The organism is Pseudorhodoplanes sp. (genome assembly GCF_059499825.1).
The window spans coordinates 208718-228297 of the sequence record NZ_JCABZI010000009.1 but is presented as its reverse complement, the minus strand read 5'-3'; the positions used below and the strand labels follow the sequence as shown (position 1 = coordinate 228297).

The window sequence follows — 19580 nt, the reverse complement described above, 5'->3', positions numbered from 1 at the left end:
TCAGCAAGCTGCAGCCTTGCCGCATTTGCGGACCGAGTCGATCACCGCTTTGAGGCTCTTGCGGCCGGGATGACCCTGAATGGCGATATCCTGAATCAGATAGGACGGCGTTGCCTTCAGCCCGAGCGTATCGGCGAAGCGCACATGCGCTTTCATGATGTCGGTAATGCCGTCGTCATTGGCCGCGTCGAGAATTTTCTGCTGATCGAGCTTGAATGTTGATGCGGTGGAGAGCGCGCGCTGGCCGTCGATAACGCCCCTTCCGGCGTACAAAGCGCGGTGATACCGGTAGAATTCCTCGGGTTTCATGCTCCTAGAAACCGCGATCTCCACCCGTCCAGCAAGGATCGAGGGTATTCCGAGCACCGGAAACGGCACCAGAACAAGCCGCAGCTTCTTGTCCGCCTTCAGAAGCGCATCGACATCCGCCGACGCGCGACGGCAATAGGGGCAGTTCAGGTCGTAGAACTCGACCAGCGTCACATCGCCGTCCGGATTGGCGGCGACCACCGCACCCGGAAGCTTCTCGGCCGCTGCGACGCTGCCCGGTGCGATCGTGTGATTGGCGACCGGGCTGCCATCTTCGCCGACGATCGGCCTTTCCGCTTTCAGGCCCTGGGCATGGGCAGACGCGGACAGTGCAACGATGAGCGACAGGACGAGTAGACAGCGAGGCATGAGATTCCAATCATGTGAGATCACATGCGACATTGCGCATGTGGCGCCCAAAGCTAAATCAAGTTTGCGTTATGCGGCGACTGGCAGCCCTGCGCGCCAAGTGCGGGCGCGGCTCGGCGCTATTGCGCCAGGATATCGGCGGACGCCGTCTCCAGGTCGAACGCCGCCGCGAACAACGCGCGGGTATAGTCCGATTTCGGATTGGCGAAGAGTTCCTTGGCCGGGCCTTCTTCCATGATCTTGCCGTTACGCATCACGATCAGGCGGCTTGCGAGCGCGGCCACGACCTTGAGGTCATGCGAGATGAACAGATAGGTGAGACCGAGCCGCTTCTGCAGACTGCGCAGGAGGTCGCAGATCTGGCACTGGATCAGCATGTCGAGCGCCGATGTCGGCTCGTCCAGCACGATGAATTTCGGCCGCAGCACGATGGCGCGCGCGACCGCGATGCGCTGGCGCTGGCCGCCGGAGAATTCGTGCGGATATCGGAACCGCGTATCGGGGTCGAGGCCGACATCAGTGAGCGCGCTCACCACCTTGGCCTGACGCTCCTGCGCCGACAAGTCCGGGTAATGAACCCGCAGGCCTTCCTCGATGATATCGGCGACCGACATCCGTGGGCTGAGCGAACCGTAAGGATCCTGGAACACGACCTGCATCGCGTGACGATAGGGCAGCATCTCCTTGAAGGTGAGATCCTGAACCTCCTTGCCCATGAAAACGATCGGCCCTTCCGACGAAATCAGCCGCAGGATCGCAAGCCCGAGCGTGGTCTTGCCCGAACCGGATTCGCCGACAATGCCCAGCGTTTCCCCCTTGCGCACCTCGATCGAGATTCCGTCGACGGCCTTGATGTGCCCGATGGTCGACCGCAGGATGCCGCGCTTGATCGGAAACCAGACCTTGAGATCGTCGGTCTTGACCATGACCGGCTCGGTCGGCTGCAGCGGTGCGGGGTCGCGGGCCGGCTCGGCCGTAAGCAGCGCGCACGTATAGGGATGCTCCGGCTTCTTGAAGACCTGTTCGACCGGGCCCTGCTCCACGATCTTGCCCTGGTTCATGACGCAGACCCGGTCGGCGATCTTGCGCACGATGCCGAGGTCGTGCGTGATGAACAATATCGCCATGCCAAGACGGGCCTGCAGATCCTTGAGCAACCGCAGGATTTGCGCCTGCACGGTCACGTCGAGCGCGGTGGTCGGCTCGTCTGCAATCAGCAATTCCGGTTCGTTGGCAAGCGCCATCGCGATCATCACGCGCTGGCGCTGTCCGCCCGACAATTGGTGCGGATAGCTTTTCAACCGACCGGTCGGGTCGGGGATGCCGACCTGGGTGAGCAGGTCGACGATTCGGTTCTTCGCCGCGTCGCCGCGCAAGCCGACATGAAGCTCGAGTATTTCGCGGATCTGGCGCTCGATGGTGTGGAGCGGATTGAGCGATGTCATCGGCTCCTGGAAAATGATGGTGATGTCGTTGCCGCGGATCGAGCGCATGCGGCTCTCCGGCATCGCCAGCAATTCCTTGCCCTTGAAGTGGATCGTTCCGCTCGGGTGGCTCGCAGCCGGGTAGGGCAACAGCTTCATCACCGACATCGCGGTGACGGATTTGCCGGAGCCGGATTCGCCCACCAGCGCGACGGTCTCTCGCGGCTTGATGTCGAACGAAATCCGGTCGACCGCGAGCGTGGTGCGGCCGGCCTGGGTGAAGGCGATGGACAGGTCCTTCACACTGAGAAGCGGGGGCACGCTCATGAAAAGATCTTTCGCGGATCGAAGGCGTCGCGCACCGCCTCGCCGATGAACACCAGCAGCGACAGCATGATGGCGATGGTGAAGAAGCCGGACAGGCCGAGCCACGGCGCCTGGATATTGGCCTTGCCCTGCGACAGCAATTCGCCGAGCGAGGGCGAGCCGGGCGGCAGGCCGAGCCCAAGGAAGTCGAGCGATGTCAGGGTCCCGACCGATGCCGACAGCAGGAAGGGCAGCATGGTCAGCGTCGCGACCATCGCATTCGGCAGCAGGTGGCGGAACATGATCTTGAAGTTCGAAACCCCGAGCGCGCGCGCGGCCATGACATATTCGAAGTTCCGGCCGCGCAGGAATTCGGCGCGGACCAGCCCGACCAGCGAGACCCACGAAAACAGCAGCAGGATTCCGAGCAGGACGAAGAAGCTGGGCGTCAGCACCGAGGAAATGATCATCAGCAGGAACAGCGTCGGCACCGAGGTCCAGATCTCCAGTCCGCGCTGGAAGAACAGGTCCACCTTGCCGCCGAAATATCCTTGCACCGCGCCGGCGATGACACCGATGACAGATGAAATGCTGGTCAGGATCAGCCCGAACAGAACCGATATCCGGAAGCCGTAAATGATCCGCGCCAACACGTCGCGGCCCTGATCGTCGGTGCCGAGCCAATTATATTCAAGGTCGCGACAGCTCGACAGATTTTTGCGCTGCACTACCGGCTTGCATTGCTCTTCCGTCAGCAGCCAGGTCGGCTTCGACGGCGCCGGCGTCGGCAGATCGAGGTTGTGCGTGGAGTACGAATAGCGGATCGGCGGCCACCACATCGTGCCGCCGGCTTCAGCGATCTTTTTCTGCAGATACGGGTCGCGATAATCGGCCGCGGTCTCGAATTCACCGCCGAACCTGGTCTCGGGATAAGTGAACAAGGACGGAAAATAGAGTCCGCCCTGGTATTGAATCAGGAAAGGCTTGTCGTTCGCGATCACCTCCGCAAACAGCGAGGTGACGAACAGGAACAGGAATATCCAGAGCGAATAAAAGCCGCGCCGGTTACGCTTGAAGTTGGCCCATCGCCGCTGATTGATCGGGGACAGACGGAGCGGCCGGCGCTCCGGCGGCAAGACGAGACCGGACGGCCCGATCGTCTCGGTCTCCGGCATGGTGGTGGGCACACGCGCATCCATATCAGACCTCGCGCGCCTCGAAGTCGATGCGTGGATCGACCAGCGTATAGACCACGTCCGAAATCAGGCTGACGAACAGGCCGACCAGCGCGAAGATATAAAGCGTCGCGAAGGTGACGGCGTAGTCGCGGTTCATGATGCTCTCGAAGCCGAGCAGGCCGAGCCCGTCGAGCGAGAAGATGGTCTCGATCAGCAGCGCCTCGGCGAAGAACGCGGCGATGAAGGTCGAGGGGAAGCCCGCGATGATGATCAGCATCGCGTTCCGGAATACGTGGCCATACAGCACGCGGGCATTCTTGCAGCCCTTGGCGCGTGCGGTCAGCACATATTGCTTGCGGATCTCGTCAAGGAACGAATTCTTCGTCAGCAACGTCATGGTGGTGAATGCGCTGAGAGACATCGCGATCAGCGGCAGCGTCAGGTGCCAGAAATAATCCAGGATCTTGCTGTACCAGGGCAGTTGCGACCAGTTGTCGGAGGTCAGGCCCCGGAGCGGAAACCAGTCGAAGAACGAGCCGCCGGCGAACAGGATGATCAGCAAAATCGCGAACAGGAAGCCCGGAATCGCATAGGCGATGATGATGATTCCCGAGGTCCAGGAATCGAAGCGGGTCCCGTCCTTCACCGCCTTGCGGATGCCGAGCGGAATCGACACCGCGTACGCGATCAGCATCATCCACAAGCCGAGCGAGATCGAGACCGGCAGCTTTTCCTTGATCAGCTCGATGACAGTCACGTCGCGGAAATAGCTCTTGCCGAAATCGAATCGGATGTAGTTCCACAGCATGATGAAGAAGCGTTCGTAAGCCGGCTTGTCGAAGCCGAATTGCTTCTCGAGCTGCTTGATGAATTCCGGGTCGAGACCCTGGGCGCCGCGATATTTCGACGAGCCACCGTCGATGCCGGCAGCGCCTTCCATGCCCCGGCCGGCGAAATCGCCGCTTTGCGAGCCGGAAATCCGGGACGTCGCGCCTGTGTCCGAGCCGGACAATTGCGCGATCACCCGCTCGACCGGGCCGCCGGGGGCGAACTGGATCACCACGAACGACACCAGCATGATCCCGAACAGGGTCGGAATCATCAACAGCAGGCGTCGAAGAATGTAGGCACTCATGTCGTTCGGCCCATCATGGCTGCTTTTGTCGTCCAGCGGGTATCGGGCACTGCTACAATGCTAGCCCCGCCGCTCCAGTTGCGCCGCTTTGGCCGGATCGTACCACCATGTTTCCGGAATGCCGCGGGCATATTTCGGCTTGCCCTGGGCGGGCCGGTCGAACATGTCCCAATAGGCGATCCAGTGCGTGCCCTTATACCAATGCGGGACCCAGTAGCGGCCGGACCGGATCACCCGGTCGAGGGCGCGGCAGGCGGTGACGAGTTCCGGCCGGGTAGGGGCCGCGACAATGGTGTCGACCAGCGAATCGATCACCGGGTCGGAAATGCCCGCCAGGTTCTGCGAGCCCTTGATCGCGGCAGACCGTGACGAAAAATAGGAGCGCAGCGATTCGCCGGGGACGGTCGAGAAGCTGAAGCGCTGGATCACCACGTCGAAATCGAATTCGTTGGTGCGCGCCTTGAGCTGGACCGGATCGACCATCCGCACATTGGCGTCGATCCCGAGCACGGCGAGATTCTTGATATAGGGCATGTGATGCGCCTGGAAGCTTGGCTCTTCCAGCAGAAATTCGACGGTCATCGGCTCCCCCGACGGCGTCATCCGCTTGCCGTTCTTGATCGGATAGCCGGCCTCGTTCAACAGCCGCGTCGCCTGCCGCAGCAGATTACGGTCGTTGCCCGAGCCGTCGGTCACCGGCGGCACGAACGGCTCGCCGAACACCTCGTCCGGGACCTTGCCGCGGAACGCTTCCAGCAGCTTCAGTTCGTCGGCGTCCGGCTTGCCGACGGCCATCAGATCGGAGTTCTGGAACACCGAGTGGGTCCGGTCGTAGGAGCCGTACATGATGGAGCGGTTGGTCCACTCGAAATCGAAGGCGTAGATCATTGCCTCGCGCAATTTCGGATTCTGGAATTTCGCGCGGCGTGTATTGAGGAACCAGCCCTGCGCACCGGATGGAGTCTCGTCCTTGAGGACGTCGCGCTTCACGCGACCATCGCGCATGGCCGGGAAATCGTAGCGGGTCGCCCAGATACGGGAGGTGAATTCCTCGCGGAACGTGTAGCTCCTGCCGGTGAAGCCCTCGAAGGCGACGTCGCGATCGCGGAAGAATTCGTAGCGGATCACATCGAAATTATGCAGGCCGCGCTGAACCGGAAGCTTTGAGCCCCACCAGTCCTTCACCCGGTCATATTCGATATAGCGTCCGGCCTCGAAGCGGCCGACCTTGTAAGGCCCGCTGCCGAGCGGGACATCGAGGCTGGATTCCTCGAACGGCCGCTTACTGTAATAGGCGCGTGAAAAGATCGGCAAGCCGGCGACGAATAGCGGCACGTCGCGGCCACGCTTCTCCTTGAAACGCACGACGAGAGTGCGGTCGTCGGTGGCTTCGGCGCCATCGAAATCCCGCAGCAGCGCCTGGATGATGGGGTGGCCCTTGTCCTTCAAAACGGTGAGCGAGAACACCGCATCATGCGCATCGAGCGGTGTACCGTCGTGAAAGGTGAGGCCCGGCCGCAGCGTGAAGCGATAGACCAGGCCGTCGTCGGAGATCTGGACCGACCGCGCGGCGAGGCCGTACATCGAATCCGGCTCGTCGGCTGCGCCGGTCATCAGGCTGGTGAAGGTGCGCTCCATGCCAAGCGCGGCATCGCCGCGCAGGATGTAGCTGTTGAGCGAGTTGAAGGTGAGGAAATTCTGATTGAATTGCCGGCTCGCGCCGATCATCGAGAACGCGCCACCCTTCGGCGCGTCCGGATTGACGTAATCGAAATGCGGGAAATCGGCGGGATATTTGAGATCGCCGAATGCCGAGATGCCGTGCCGCTCGCGCGTCTCCGCAAATCCCGTCCGCTGCAATGCCAGTGCGCCGGCGCCGGCCGCAGCGATCGTCAGAACCTTGCGGCGCGTCAGCCTCACGAACGGGACCCTACCTTGGCGGCCTTCTCCGCGTCCCACCACCACACCGTCGGAAATGCCGCGAGGCCGTATTTCGGCAACGGATCGGGCTTGCCGAAGCGGTCCCAGCGCGCGGTGCGGACCTTGCCGTAGGTCCATTGCGGCACCACGAAATGGTGCGCCAGCAGCACGCGGTCGAGCGCCTTGGTGGCCGCGACCAGTTCGGTACGGTTCTTGGCGAAGATGACGCGGTCGATCAGTGCATCGATCCCGTCGTCGCGGATGCCGGCGAAGTTACGGGTGCCGGGCTGGTCGGCGGCTTTCGAGCCCCAGAAGCCGCGCTGCTCGTTGCCGGGCGACAGCGACTGGCCCCAGGAGGCCAGGATGATATCGAAGTCCCAGTTGCGCTGGCGGTTTTCGTATTGCGTGGCGTCGACGACGCGGATCGACACCTCGACGCCGACGCGCTCGAGCAGCGGCTTCCAGAAGCTGACGATGCGTTCGAAGGTCGGCTGCGACAGCAGCACCTCGACCGACATCTTCTCGCCGGTCTTCACGTTCGTCAGCTTCTGGTCCTTGATCTCCCAGCCGGCCTCGCGGAATAGCCGCAACGCCTCGCGCATGTTGTTGCGCACCGCGCCCGCATCGCCGCCCTTTGGATTGGTGAAGGCGGTGGTGAAGACGTCCGCCGGCACCTTGTCCTTCACGCTCTGCAGGATTTCCAGCTCCAGTCCTTCCGGCAGGCCGCTGGAGGCGAGTTCGGTGCCTTCGAAGAAGCTGTTGATGCGCCGGTATTGCCCGAAGAAAATCTGCTTGTTCATCTCCTCGAAATCGAACGCGTAGTTGAACGCGCGCCGCACCTTCGGATCCTTGAACTTGTCGCGCCGCGTGTTGAACGCGAACGCCTGCATGATGCCGAAATTGCGGATCTCGAATTCTTCCAGGATGACGCGCTTCTCGCGCACCGCCGGGAAGTCGTAGGCGGTCGCCCAGTCCTTGGCGCTGTTCTCGTAACGCCAGTCAAGATTGTCCGACTTGAAGGCTTCGAGCGCGACCGTGGAATCGCGGAAATATTCGTAGCGCAGCTCGTCGAAATTGTTGGTGCCGACATTGACGTTGATGTCCTTGCCCCAATAGTCGGCGACGCGCTCGTAGGTGATGCTGCGGCCGGCGACGAAGGACTTCACTCGATAGGCGCCGGAGCCGAGCGGCGGCTCCATCATCGTCAGCGAGACGTCGCGCGGGCGGTCCTGCGCGTCTTTGCCCTCCCACCAGTGTTTCGGCAGCACGCTGAGCTGGCCGACGATCTGCGGCAATTCGCGATTGCCCGCCTGATCGAAGGTGAAGGTGATGTCGCGCTCGCCGGACTTCTCGGCCTTGGTGACATGCCGGTAATAGGCCGCCGATTGCGGATCGTATTTCTTGAACGCTTCGAACGAGAAGATCACGTCTTCCACCGTGATGGGCTTGCCGTCATGCCACCTGGCTTCGGCGCGCAGCCGGTAGGTGCAGCTCGAGAAATCGTCGGGATGGCTGACCGATTCCGCGAGCAGGCCGTATTCGGTCGACACCTCGTCGAGCGCGGAGGTCATCAGCGTGTCGTAGATGCTGCCGATGCCCGCCGCCATCGCGCCCTTCACGCGTCCAACCACCATGTTGAAATTATCGAAGGTGCCGATCGCCACCTGGCGCACCAGGCCGCCGCGCGGGGCCTTCGGGTTGACGTAGTCGAAATGCTTGAAGCCGGCCGGGTATTTCAACTCACCGAACAGCGATAATCCGTGCCGCCAGGTTTGCGCCGGCACCGAGGTCTGCGCCTGCGCTTTTACCGGCCCGAGGCCTTGAACGGAGGACATTGCGGGGGCGGTCAGCGCGAGCGCGCCAGCTTTCATCAGGGTACGGCGGGACAGGCTCACGGTCTTGCTCCGGTCACTATCGGGATGATCGCAACTTGCCCTTTTATCTATGACAGTTTTGCGGACAACCCCAGCCACGGCGTCTTAAAATGCGGTAATTTACCGCCTTCACCGCCTCAGGCTTAACGGTAGCGCGCGCCCCCCAAAACGCAAACGGCCGGGCAGGGCCCGACCGTTGGAAAGAAACACGTTTCTGCGACTTCAGGTCTTGGCGCCAGTATTGGACGCCGGTCTCGGACCTCAGTTCTTGGCCGGCGCGGGTGCGGCTGGAGCCGCCTCGGCGGCCTTCGGCAGCGGAACCGGGTTGTCGGACAGTGTATGCAGATAGTTGATCAGGTCGGCCCGCTGCCCACCCCGGGCGAGGCCGGCATAACTCATGCTGGTCCCGGGGACGTAGGCCTTGGGGCTTGCAATGAAGGCGTCGAGGTTTTCGTAGGTCCAGGCGCCGCCTTTTTCTTTCAGGGCCGCCGAATAGTTGAAGCCGGCGACGGCCGCCTTGGCGCGATCGACGATGCCGTAAAGGTTCGGGCCGACGCGGTTCGCGCCGCCCTTTTCAAAGGTATGGCAGGCCGCGCATTGCTTGGCAGCGGCCTGGCCCTTGGCCGGATCGGAGCTCGCAAGCCGCACCGCGATCGGTTCGGCCGGTTCCGGCTTGGCGGTCTCGGTGCCTCCCGCCGGCTGATCCGGCACGGCGATCGCGTAACCGGGCTTTTCCAGCTTTCCGGGCGTAAAAATCGCCCCGGCGGCGATATTCAGCGTCAGGATGCCGAGGCAGGTCGCCAGAACGGCGCCCATGATTTTGTTGAGTTCGAAGGAGTCCATCGGCGTTCCGCAGCAGGCCGTGATCAAGGGGTCGCGCGCGGGGAACAAGACCCCGCGGCGGGGCACCATTAGCCGGTTTGCGGCGGATGTTGCAACCCGTATAAGCGGCCATTCCCTGCGACATTGGTACATTGGGGACCGCCCGGAAACATGGCCTAGATCAATGCAGAAGCGCGATATTCTGATCCTGATCCCGGCCCGCCTGGCGGCGACACGGTTGCCCGGCAAGCCGCTGGCCGACATCGCCGGCAAGCCGATGATCGAGCACGTGATCCGGCGCGCCGAGGCGGCGCAGCTCGGCGAGGTGATCGTGGCGACCGATTCCGAGCCGATCCAGGCCGCGGTCGAGAAGGCCGGCGCCCGGGCGCTAATGACCAGCGCCGACCATGCCTCCGGCTCCGACCGCATTTTCGAGGCGCTGCAGATCGCCGATCCGGACGGCCGGGTCCGGATCGTGGTCAATGTCCAGGGTGATCTGCCTATGCTCGCACCAGACGATCTGCGTTCGGCGGTCGCTTTGCTGGACGATCCTGCGGTCGATATCGGCACGCTTGCCGCCGAGATCGTCAGGGACGAGGAGCGCACCAATCCCAACGTGGTGAAAGTCGTCGGCTCGCCGGTGGCGCCGCAGCGGTTGCGCGCGCTGTATTTTACCCGCGCCACGGCACCCTATGGAGAGGGGCCGCTGTACCATCACATCGGGCTCTACGCGTACCGGCGTGCCGCGCTGGAGCGCTTCGTGGCGCTGCCCCAATCGGCGCTCGAACGGCGCGAGAAGCTCGAGCAGTTGCGCGCACTGGAAGCCGGCATGCGGATCGACGCAGCGATCGTGTCCTCGGTGCCGCTTGGCGTCGACACGCCCGAGGACCTCGAAACCGCGCGCCGGCTGCTGGCACGCGATCAGTGAAAGTGGGTACCGGTTTTACGTCCGATCGCGTGCCCGCCCAGATGCAATTGACTCCCCACTTTTGTTAAGCGTAACCAACCCCATGACCAAAAAGCGTATCTCCTTTCAGGGCGAACCCGGCGCCAACTCGCATCTGGCGTGCCGCGAGGCCTATCCCGATTACGAACCGTTGCCGTGCCCGACCTTCGAGGACGCATTCGCCGCCGTGACCAGCGGCGAGGCCATGCTGGGCATGATCCCGGTCGAGAATTCGGTCGCGGGCCGCGTCGCCGACATCCATCACCTGATGCCGCGCTCGAACCTGCACATCGTCGCCGAGTGGTTCCTGCCGGTGAAGCATCAGCTGGTCGCGCCGAAGGGTGCGACGCTGGAGGGCATCAAGACGGTCGAAAGCCATGTCCACGCGCTCGGCCAGTGCCGCAACATCATCCGCAAGCTGAAGATCAAGCCGATCGTCGCCGCAGACACCGCAGGCTCCGCGCGTGAAGTGTCCGAGCGCGGCGACAAGAGCTGCGCCGCGATCTCCTCGCGTCTCGCGGCCGAGATCTACGGGCTCGATATTCTCGCGGAGGACGTCGAGGACGAGGCCCACAACACCACGCGCTTCATCGTGCTGGCGCGCGAACCGCAATGGGCGGAAGGCGGCAACGGCCCGGTGGTGACGACCTTCATCTTCCGGGTGCGCAACATTCCGGCCGCGCTCTACAAGGCGATGGGCGGCTTCGCCACCAACGGCGTCAACATGACCAAGCTCGAAAGCTATATGATCGAGGGCAATTTCTTCGCCACCATGTTCTACGCCGACATCGAGGGCCACCCCGACGATCACAATGTGTCGCTGGCGCTGAAGGAGCTGGAGTATTTCTCCAAGGAAACGAAGATCCTCGGTGTGTATCCGGCGCATCCCTATCGCGCGACGTTCCGCGAGCAGGCGGAGTAGGTCGCTGCGGCCTTACCTCCCCCTGAAAGGGGGAAGTCGGCGGACGAAGCTCGCCGGGTGGTGGTCAATCGATACGGGGTTTCCGTTAAACCCCTCGCCAACCCTCCCCCTTTCAGGGTGAGGGAGCGCGTTGTGCCCACGGCACGAGCTCGCTGATCAAATCGTCTGATTATACTCGCCGACTTCCGGATGGGTGCGCAGCACGCCGTCGACTGCCGCGAACATCTCGCGCATGCGCGCTTCCGACGCCGGGCTTTCAACCACCACCACCAGCTCCGGCTTGTTCGATGACGCGCGCACCAAGCCCCAGGTGCCGTCCTCGACTGTAACGCGCACGCCGTTGACGGTGACGAGATCGCGGATCGGCTGGCCCGCAACCTTGTCACCCTTCTTCTGCGCCGCCTCGAAATGCTTCACCACCGCATCGACGATGCCGTATTTCTTTTCGTCGTCGCAATGCGGCGACATGGTCGGCGACGACCATGTCTTGGGCAGCGCGTTTTTCAGATCGCTCATGCTCTTGTCCGGGTTGCGATCGAGCATGTCGCAGATCGCGATGGCGGACACGAAGCCGTCGTCATAGCCGCGGCCGAACGGCTTGTTGAAGAAGAAGTGGCCGGACTTCTCGAAACCGACCAGCGCGCCGGACTCGTTCACGCGGCGCTTCATGTAGGAATGGCCGGTCTTCCAGTAATCCGCTTTCGCTTTGTTCGCGATCAGCACCGGGTCGGTGGCGAACAGACCCGTGGACTTGACGTCGACGACGAAAGTCGAGCCGGGATGCAGCGCCGACATGTCGCGCGCGAGCATGACGCCGATCTTGTCGGCGAAAATCTCGTCGCCCTCGTTATCGACCACGCCGCAGCGATCGCCGTCGCCGTCGAAGCCAAACGCCACATCGGCGCCGGAATTGATCACCGCATCGCGCATCGCATGCAGCATCTTCATGTCTTCGGGATTCGGATTGTATTTCGGGAAGGTGTGGTCGAGTTCGCAATCGAGCGGGATCACCTCGCAGCCGATCTTTTCCAGGATCTCCTGCGCGAAGGCGCCGGCGGTGCCGTTGCCGCAGGCCGCGACCACGCGCAGCTTGCGCTTGATCTTCGGGCGGTTGGTGAGGTCGGCGATGTAGCGGGCCGGGAAATTGTCGATGAACTGGTACGAGCCGCCCTCGCGGGTCTTGAACGCGGCGTTCAGCACGATCTCCTTCAGCCGGCCCATCTCGTCGGGACCGAAGGTCATCGGGCGGTTGGCGCCCATCTTCACCCCGGTCCAGCCATTGTCGTTATGCGAGGCCGTCACCATCGCGACGCAGGGCACGTCGAGATCGAATTGCGCGAAATAGGCCATCGGCGACAGCGCGAGGCCGATATCGCGCACCCGCATGCCGGCCGCCATCATGCCGGAGGTCAGCGCCATCTTCACCGAGGCGGAATAGCCGCGGAAGTCGTGGCCCGTGACGATGTCGGGCTTCACGCCCATCTCGTGCACCAGCGTGCCGATGCCCATGCCGAGCCACTGCATGCCCATCAGGTTGATTTCCTTGCCGAGCAGCCAGCGCGCGTCGTATTCGCGGAAGCCGGTGGGCTTCACCATCGGCTGCGATTCATAGGCATAGGTATTGGGCGCAAGCTGCGGCGCGGGCTTCGGAAACATGATTGTCCTCGGAAGGGCGGTCAAAACTGGCGGGAGCAATAGCCTAAACGCGGAAGGTGGGGAAATGGTTGCGCATTATGGTCATTGCAGGGCGCCGGGGAGGCCGAGGCTCAGTTCTCCAGCACCAGCTTGTTGTTGGCGTATTCGAAGCGCTTGAGCCGCGTCAGATAGGACAGTCCGAGCAGATTCTCGGCGAGCCCGCCGCCCGGCACGACCAGCGCCCGCACATCGCGCACCACAAGTCCGCCGATATCGACCGAATTCAGTGTCACCGGCGCGGCGCGCACCATGCCATTCGCGGTCTGAACAGAAGCTGTGAAAGCGGTGCGCGACGGCCGGATGCCGAGCCGGTCGGCCTCACGCTCGGTCAGGGCGATGACCGATGCGCCGGTATCGACCATGAACGACACCTGCCGGCCATCGATCCGGCCATGCGCTTTGAAGTGACCGCGGTGATCGCGGCCGATGCTGACGATGCGCGCGCTGTTGCTCGCGGGTGGCGCAAGCGAAGCGGCCGCGTCCGGCTGTTTCGATGCTGCCGTGGTGCCGCGGTCCAGCAACCCGCCGAACACGGCGGCCGCTCCGAGCGCGAGGCATGCAAAGACAATGAATGAACGCATCGGCTTAAGTCCGCTGCAGCTCCTGGGTCCGCTGCGACAAGAGCAGATGTCGGGAAACGGCGCGCTAACGGCGGCTGGTTGCGGGTGGTATTGCGGGCGTCATGACGACCCGGTGCTGAATCGGGTCGTTAAAATGTTACCGACCGGTGGCTTACGTCCCCGCGCGCTTGGTTCGCCGCGTCGGCAAGGCATTCGCCGGATCGTCCGGCCAGGGATGACGCGGATAGCGGCCGCGCATCTCGGCTTTCACCGCGGCATAGCTGCCGGCCCAGAAGCCCGGCAGGTCCTTCGTCACCTGGACCGGTCGCTGCGCGGGCGACAGCAGTTCGATTACCAGCGGCACACGGCCGCCCGCGATCGATGGGTGGCGGCTAAGGCCAAACAACTCCTGCACCCGGATCGCAATCGTCGGTCCGGCTTCGGCCTCGTAATCGATCGGAACGTTGGTGCCGGTCGGCGCCTCGAAATGCGTCGGCGCCTCAGTGTCGAGCCGCCGCCGCATAGCCCACGGCAACAATTCCATGATCGCGTTCGAGAGATCGTCCGCGCCGATATCCTTCAGCGCGGTCTTGTCCACGAGGAGAGGCACGAGCCAGTCCTGCGCGGTCGCGGTGAGCGCTGCTTCGGAAAGGTCCGGCCATTCGTTGCCTTCGGATGCGCGCAGGAACATGACGCGGTCGCGCCATTGCTTGAGATGCTTGCTGAAGGGCAGGCGGTCGATTCCGGCGCTGGCGATGGCATTCGCGAGAAGCGCGGCATTTTCAGGCGAGGGGATAACCGGGGCGATCTGTTCGGCTAGCGCGATGGCGCCGAGCTTCTTCGCCCTGCGTCCGCGCAGGCTGAGTGTCGCCGGATCGACGATGACCTCGTCGCGCTGTGCGATGCGATCGGCGAAGCGCGTTTCGACCTCGGCCTGCGTGATGGGAGCAGCGAGCAGAATGCGCGCCTGCTGCGCGGTGCCGGACAGGTCTGCCGCCACGATGAACGGCTCGCGCGCCAGCGACAGCGCGGGATCGAGCATGGCGCCGCGTCCGTTGGCCAGAAGGAAGGCGCCCTGTCCGCCGCCGCGATTTTTTGCGATGCGATCCGGATAGGCGAGCGCGAGCAGAGCGCCGACGCTCGCGTCGTCATTACGGGACAAGACTCTCTCTGCTTCACCTCCCCCTGAAAGGGGGAGGTCGGACCGCGAAGCGGTCCGGGTGGGGGTCTCGTCCGATGACCCCTCCCCAGACGACCTGCGGTCGTCCGACCCTCCCCTTTCAGGGGAGGGTGACGAAAGCGCCGCCCATCGCTTCGCCATGCCCCGCGCCTCATCCGCGCGCCGCGAGCGGTCGCGCCGGAACTGATCGAGGCGGTGCGTGAGATCGGCATCGTTGCCGCCGAGTCCGCGCTCACCGACGAGGACCGCGATCTGCGCTGCGGTTTCGCCCGCGCCCTCGCGCGCGGCATCGACCACCATGCGCGCCAGCCGCGGCGGCAGCGGCAACGCGCGCAACTGCTTGCCATCACCGGTGATGCGGCCGTCGTCGCCGAGTGCGCCGAGTTCGGTCAGCAGCTTGCGCGCTTCCGTGTAGGCGGCCTGCGGCGGCGGATCGAGGAAGGTGAGTGTCGCGGGATCGCTAACGCCCCATTGCGCGAGATCGAGCGCAAACGACGACAGATCGGCCGAGAGAATTTCCGGCCGCGCATAAGCCTCGAGCGAGGCCGTCTCCTGTTCGCTCCAGAGCCGGTAGCAGACACCCGGTTCGGTGCGGCCGGCGCGGCCGCGGCGCTGATCGGCGGCGGCACGCGACACCCGCACGGTCTCCAGCCGCGTCAGACCGGTGCCCGGCTCGTAGCGCGGCACGCGGGCGAGCCCGGAATCGATGACGATGCGCACGCCTTCGATGGTGAGCGAGGTCTCGGCGATGGAGGTCGCGAGCACAACCTTGCGGCGGCCGGCCGGCGAGGGCGCAATGGCGCGATCCTGCACCTGCGCGTCCAGCGCACCATAGAGCGCGACGATGTCCACTGCCGGATCGCTGACGCGCTCCTTCAGCAGCGTTTCGGTGCGTCGGATTTCCGCCTGTCCCGGCAGGAAAACAAGAACCGAGCCGGGATCGGCGCGCAGGGCGCGCGTCACGGCGTCGGCCACCTGCGGCTCGATATGTGTGCGGGCGTCGCGCGGCAAATAGCGCGTCTCGACCGGAAAGGCGCGGCCCAGACTTTCGATCTGCGGCGCCTCACCAAGCTTGCTGGCGACCCGCGCGCCGTCGATGGTGGCCGACATCACCAGCAGCTTCAGGTCTTCGCGCAGACCCTGCTGGGCATCGCGGGCGAAGGCCAGGCCGAGATCGGCGTCGAGCGAGCGTTCGTGGAATTCGTCGAACAGCACGGCAGCGATGCCGCTCAGCTCCGGATCGTCGAGGATCATGCGCGTGAAGATGCCCTCGGTAACGACTTCGATCCGGGTGCGCTTCGAGACTTTCGAGCCGAAGCGAACGCGTAGGCCAACGGTGTCGCCGACCTTTTCGCCGAGCGTCTTTGCCATCCGTTCGGCGGCGGCGCGGGCGGCCAGCCGGCGCGGTTCCAGCACAATGATTTTTTTGTCCGCCGCCCAGGGCTCGTCCATCAGCACCAGCGGAACCCGGGTGGTCTTGCCGGCGCCGGGCGGCGCCACCAGGACGGCGGCCTCGCGCGCCCGCAGCGCGGTGGTCAGCGCCGGCAGCGCGTCGTCTATCGGGAGGGGGGAATCGAAGCGTTGCATCACGTCATCCTACGCCGTTCCCCTGCCGCGAATGCATGACGGGAACAAGCGGGATATCCACCGCCTCCGTTGCCATCGCGCGCCGAACGGCCCACATTCCGCGCCATGCCAGCATCGAAATCCGCCAAGCCGGCCGCGAAAGCCGCCGCCGCTCCCGCCTCGACAAAGACCGCACCGGTGACCGCCGGCGCGTTGAAAAAAGGCGACCACGTCTTCCTGGTCGACGGCTCGGGATACATCTTCCGCGCCTATCACGCGCTGCCGCCGCTCAACCGCAAGTCGGACGGGCTGCAGGTCAATGCCGTGCTCGGCTTCTGCAACATGCTGTGGAAGCTCCTGCGCGACATGAAGCCTGAGGAGCGGCCGACGCATCTGGCCGTCGTCTTCGACAAGTCCGAGAAGACCTTCCGCACCGATTTCTATCCCGACTACAAGGCGCACCGGCCGGACGCGCCTTCGGATCTCATTCCGCAATTTCCGCTGATCCGCGAAGCCGTGCACGCCTTCGACATTCCGTGTCTCGAACAGGCGGGCTACGAGGCCGACGATCTGATTGCGACCTATGCGCGGCTCGCCTGCGAGGCCGGGGCCAGCGCAACCATCGTGTCGTCCGACAAGGATTTGATGCAGCTCGTGACCGACTGCGTCGTCATGTACGACACCATGAAGGACAAGAGGATCGGTGTCGCCGAGGTGATCGAGAAATTCGGCGTGCCGCCGGAAAAGGTCATCGAGGTGCAGTCGCTGATCGGCGATTCTACCGACAACGTGCCGGGCGTGCCGGGCATCGGCGTGAAGACCGCGGCGCAGCTGATCGGCGAATATGGCGATCTTGAAACGCTGCTGTCGCGGGCTGGCGAGATCAAGCAGGAGAAGCGGCGCCAAACGTTGATCGATAATGCCGAGCAGGCCCGCATCTCGAAGCGGCTGGTCACGCTGGACCAGAATGTCGATCTCGCCGTTCCGGTCGAAGACCTTGCGGTGCATGAGCCGGATTATCGCAAGCTGGTCTCGTTCCTGAAAGCGATGGAGTTCACCACGCTGACGCGGCGCGTTGCGGAACTGGCCGACATCGATGTCAGCCAGATCGAGGCGGATACGAAATTGAGCGCCGGCGCGCCTCCGCTTCCTCCGGTGCGGCCGGAGGATGGCGCGCCTCTCTCTTCACCTCCCCCCTTGCGGGGGAGGTCGACCGCCGAAGGCGGTCGGGAGGGGGGGCAACCTCAGACCGATCTTTTTGGCTCACCCCCCTCCCCAACCCTCCCCCGCAAGGGGGGAGGGGGCGCAGCGGAGCAAGCCGTCCTTACTCCAATTTCGCTGGCCGAAGCGCGCCTCGCCAGACTGAAGGCGCTGCCGTTCGACCGATCGAAATATGAAATCGTCCGCGATCTCGCACGACTGAAAGCCTGGATCGTGCGCGCCATCGATGCCGGGCAGATCGCGCTCGTGACGCAGACCTCCTCGCTCGATCCGATGCAGGCGACGCTGTGCGGCTTCTCGCTCGCGGTCACGCCGAACGAGGCCTGCTATGTGCCTCTCGCACATCGCAGCACCGGCGAGGGCGAGGGCCTGTTCGATGCCGGGCTTGCCCCGCACCAGATTGCCGAGCGGGATGCGCTGGACGCGATCAAGCCGCTGCTCGAAGACACCGGTGTCCTCAAGATCGGTCACAATCTGAAATTCGCCTGGCAGATTTTCGCGCAGCGCGGCATCGACGTCGCGCCCTATGACGATGTCATGCTGATGTCCTATGTGGTCGATTCTGGCCGCGTGTCGCACGATGTCGCTTCGCTCTCGAAGCGCAATTTCGATCATGGCGTGATCGACTTCAACGAGATCACCAAGGCCGGAAAGACCCGCGTCACGTTCGATTGCATGCCGGTCGAGCGCGCCGCTGAATATTCTGCGGAAGATGCCGACGCGACATTGCGGCTGTGGCATGCGCTGAAGCCGCGGCTCGCCGCCGAGCACATGACCAATGTGTACCAGACGCTGGAGCGCCCGCTGATCGCGGTGCTGGGCCGCATGGAAGGTCGCGGCATTTCGATCGACCGGCAGACCCTGGCGCGGCTTTCCGGAGAATTCGCAACCGAGAGCGCGCGGCTCGAAGAGGAAGCGCAGAAGATCGCGGGGCAACCGTTCAATCTCGGCTCGCCGAAACAGATCGGCGACGTGCTGTTCGGATCCATGGGTTTGCCGGGCGGCAGCAAGACCAAGACCGGCGCCTGGTCGACATCGGCGCAGGTGCTGGAGGAATTGGCCGAACAGGGTCACGAACTGCCGCAGAAAATTCTCGACTGGCGGCAGGTGTCGAAGCTGCGCTCAACCTATACCGACGCGCTGCCGACCTATGTCGATCCGAAGACGCAGCGCGTGCACACCAATTACGCGCTGGCCGCGACCACGACCGGACGGTTGTCGTCGTCCGAGCCCAACCTGCAGAACATTCCGATCCGCACCGAGGCCGGGCGCAAGATCAGGAAAGCGTTCATCGCCAAGCCCGGCCACAAGCTGGTTTCCGCCGACTATTCGCAGATCGAATTGCGGCTGCTGGCGGAAGTCGCCAACGTGCCGGCGTTGCGGCAGGCGTTCAAGGACGGCACCGACATTCATGCGATGACGGCGTCGGAGATGTTCGGCGTGCCGGTGAAGGACATGCCGGGCGAGGTGCGGCGGCGCGCCAAGGCGATCAATTTCGGCATCATCTACGGCATCTCAGCATTCGGGCTGGCCAACCAGCTCGGCATCGAACGCAGCGAAGCGGGCGATTACATCAAGAAGTATTTCGAACGCTTCCCGGGCATACGCGACTACATGGACGAGACCCGCGACTATTGCCGCGAGCACGGCTATGTCGAAACGCTGTTCGGGCGCAAATGCCATTACCCGGACATCAAGGCGGCGAACCCGTCGCTGCGCGCGTTCAACGAGCGCGCCGCGATCAATGCGCGGCTGCAGGGCTCGGCGGCGGACATTATCCGGCGCGCGATGACGCGGATGGACGATGCGCTGCGCGACGCGGGTCTCTCGGCGCAAATGCTGCTGCAGGTGCATGATGAACTGGTGTTCGAGGTGCCGGATGCGGAAGTGGAGCGCACTCTCCCGGTGGTGAAGCGAGTGATGGAAGACGCGCCGATGCCGGCGGTGCAGCTTCATGTGCCGCTGCAGGTGGATGCGCGCGCTGCCGACAATTGGGACGAGGCGCATTGATCACGTTCGTTCCCACACCCACACGCTCATCTCCGTCATCCTGAGGTGCGAGCGTAGCGAGCCTCGAAGGATTAGCGGCCGATGTTGGCCGTCGCCCTTCAAGGCCATCGCTGCGCGATGGCACCTCAGGGTGACGGATCACA

Annotated in this window: 13 protein-coding genes; 3 read left to right on the top strand and 10 right to left on the bottom strand. The window is 63.8% G+C overall.

The window, feature by feature from the left end:
• The 7 genes from AC5I5I_RS12535 to AC5I5I_RS12505 form a co-directional block, all read right to left on the bottom strand.
• Positions 1-678, bottom strand: coding sequence for a thioredoxin domain-containing protein (locus AC5I5I_RS12535; protein WP_495973440.1), 678 nt, complete (start codon positions 676-678; stop codon positions 1-3).
• A 119-nt stretch (positions 679-797) separates the two neighbouring features.
• The gene (locus AC5I5I_RS12530; RefSeq protein ID WP_495973438.1) at positions 798-2429 is read right to left on the bottom strand and encodes an ABC transporter ATP-binding protein; all 1632 of its coding nucleotides are present in this window, start codon (positions 2427-2429) and stop codon (positions 798-800) included.
• Positions 2426-3607, bottom strand: a complete 1182-nt coding sequence (locus AC5I5I_RS12525; protein ID WP_495973436.1) for an ABC transporter permease — start codon at positions 3605-3607, stop codon at positions 2426-2428. Before AC5I5I_RS12525 ends, AC5I5I_RS12530 begins: the two co-directional genes overlap by 4 nt.
• Before the next feature lies 1 nt (position 3608).
• Positions 3609-4721, bottom strand: a complete 1113-nt coding sequence (locus tag AC5I5I_RS12520) for a microcin C ABC transporter permease YejB (protein WP_495973434.1) — start codon at positions 4719-4721, stop codon at positions 3609-3611.
• A gap of 60 nt (positions 4722-4781) precedes the next feature.
• Positions 4782-6641 carry an extracellular solute-binding protein gene (locus AC5I5I_RS12515; protein WP_495973432.1) on the bottom strand — a complete coding sequence of 620 codons (1860 nt, stop codon included), beginning with the start codon at positions 6639-6641 and terminating at the stop codon, positions 4782-4784.
• Positions 6638-8536, bottom strand: coding sequence for an extracellular solute-binding protein (locus AC5I5I_RS12510; RefSeq protein WP_495973430.1), 1899 nt, complete (start codon positions 8534-8536; stop codon positions 6638-6640). The genes AC5I5I_RS12515 and AC5I5I_RS12510 overlap by 4 nt, the downstream gene beginning before the upstream one ends.
• Before the next feature lie 240 nt (positions 8537-8776).
• On the bottom strand, positions 8777-9358 hold the full coding sequence (locus AC5I5I_RS12505; protein ID WP_495973428.1) for a c-type cytochrome: 582 nt from the start codon (positions 9356-9358) through the stop codon (positions 8777-8779).
• A gap of 163 nt (positions 9359-9521) precedes the next feature.
• Between AC5I5I_RS12505 and AC5I5I_RS12500 the strand changes: the two genes are divergently transcribed.
• Positions 9522-10265, top strand: coding sequence for a 3-deoxy-manno-octulosonate cytidylyltransferase (locus AC5I5I_RS12500; RefSeq protein WP_495973426.1), 744 nt, complete (start codon positions 9522-9524; stop codon positions 10263-10265).
• Between the two features lie 82 nt (positions 10266-10347).
• Entirely contained in the window at positions 10348-11205 is an 858-nt protein-coding gene (locus AC5I5I_RS12495) for a prephenate dehydratase (protein ID WP_495973424.1), read from the top strand.
• 156 nt (positions 11206-11361) lie between these two features.
• Here AC5I5I_RS12495 and AC5I5I_RS12490 read toward each other — a convergent pair whose 3' ends face one another.
• The 3 genes from AC5I5I_RS12490 to hrpB all read right to left on the bottom strand — a co-directional run bounded on the left by AC5I5I_RS12490 (position 11362) and on the right by hrpB (position 16227).
• Positions 11362-12861 (bottom strand): phosphomannomutase/phosphoglucomutase, encoded by a 1500-nt coding sequence (locus AC5I5I_RS12490; RefSeq protein ID WP_495973422.1) that lies wholly within the window; start codon positions 12859-12861, stop codon positions 11362-11364.
• Between the two features lie 110 nt (positions 12862-12971).
• Complete coding sequence (locus AC5I5I_RS12485; protein WP_495973420.1) at positions 12972-13481, bottom strand: TIGR02281 family clan AA aspartic protease; 510 nt, start codon at positions 13479-13481, stop codon at positions 12972-12974.
• A gap of 151 nt (positions 13482-13632) precedes the next feature.
• Positions 13633-16227, bottom strand: a complete 2595-nt coding sequence (gene hrpB, locus AC5I5I_RS12480) for an ATP-dependent helicase HrpB (protein WP_495973418.1) — start codon at positions 16225-16227, stop codon at positions 13633-13635.
• A 105-nt stretch (positions 16228-16332) separates the two neighbouring features.
• Between hrpB and polA the strand changes: the two genes are divergently transcribed.
• The gene (gene polA, locus AC5I5I_RS12475; protein ID WP_495973416.1) at positions 16333-19437 is read left to right on the top strand and encodes a DNA polymerase I; all 3105 of its coding nucleotides are present in this window, start codon (positions 16333-16335) and stop codon (positions 19435-19437) included.
• Positions 19438-19580 lie beyond the last annotated feature (143 nt).

Coding starts and splice junctions, on each gene's coding strand:
- AC5I5I_RS12535 (WP_495973440.1), bottom strand. CDS start 678: ATGCCTCGCTGTCTACTCGTCCTGTCGCTCATCGTTGCACTGTCCGCG.
- AC5I5I_RS12530 (WP_495973438.1), bottom strand. CDS start 2,429: ATGAGCGTGCCCCCGCTTCTCAGTGTGAAGGACCTGTCCATCGCCTTC.
- AC5I5I_RS12525 (WP_495973436.1), bottom strand. CDS start 3,607: ATGGATGCGCGTGTGCCCACCACCATGCCGGAGACCGAGACGATCGGG.
- AC5I5I_RS12520 (WP_495973434.1), bottom strand. CDS start 4,721: ATGAGTGCCTACATTCTTCGACGCCTGCTGTTGATGATTCCGACCCTG.
- AC5I5I_RS12505 (WP_495973428.1), bottom strand. CDS start 9,358: ATGGACTCCTTCGAACTCAACAAAATCATGGGCGCCGTTCTGGCGACC.
- AC5I5I_RS12500 (WP_495973426.1), top strand. CDS start 9,522: ATGCAGAAGCGCGATATTCTGATCCTGATCCCGGCCCGCCTGGCGGCG.
- AC5I5I_RS12495 (WP_495973424.1), top strand. CDS start 10,348: ATGACCAAAAAGCGTATCTCCTTTCAGGGCGAACCCGGCGCCAACTCG.
- AC5I5I_RS12490 (WP_495973422.1), bottom strand. CDS start 12,861: ATGTTTCCGAAGCCCGCGCCGCAGCTTGCGCCCAATACCTATGCCTAT.
- AC5I5I_RS12485 (WP_495973420.1), bottom strand. CDS start 13,481: ATGCGTTCATTCATTGTCTTTGCATGCCTCGCGCTCGGAGCGGCCGCC.
- hrpB (WP_495973418.1), bottom strand. CDS start 16,227: ATGCAACGCTTCGATTCCCCCCTCCCGATAGACGACGCGCTGCCGGCG.
- polA (WP_495973416.1), top strand. CDS start 16,333: ATGCCAGCATCGAAATCCGCCAAGCCGGCCGCGAAAGCCGCCGCCGCT.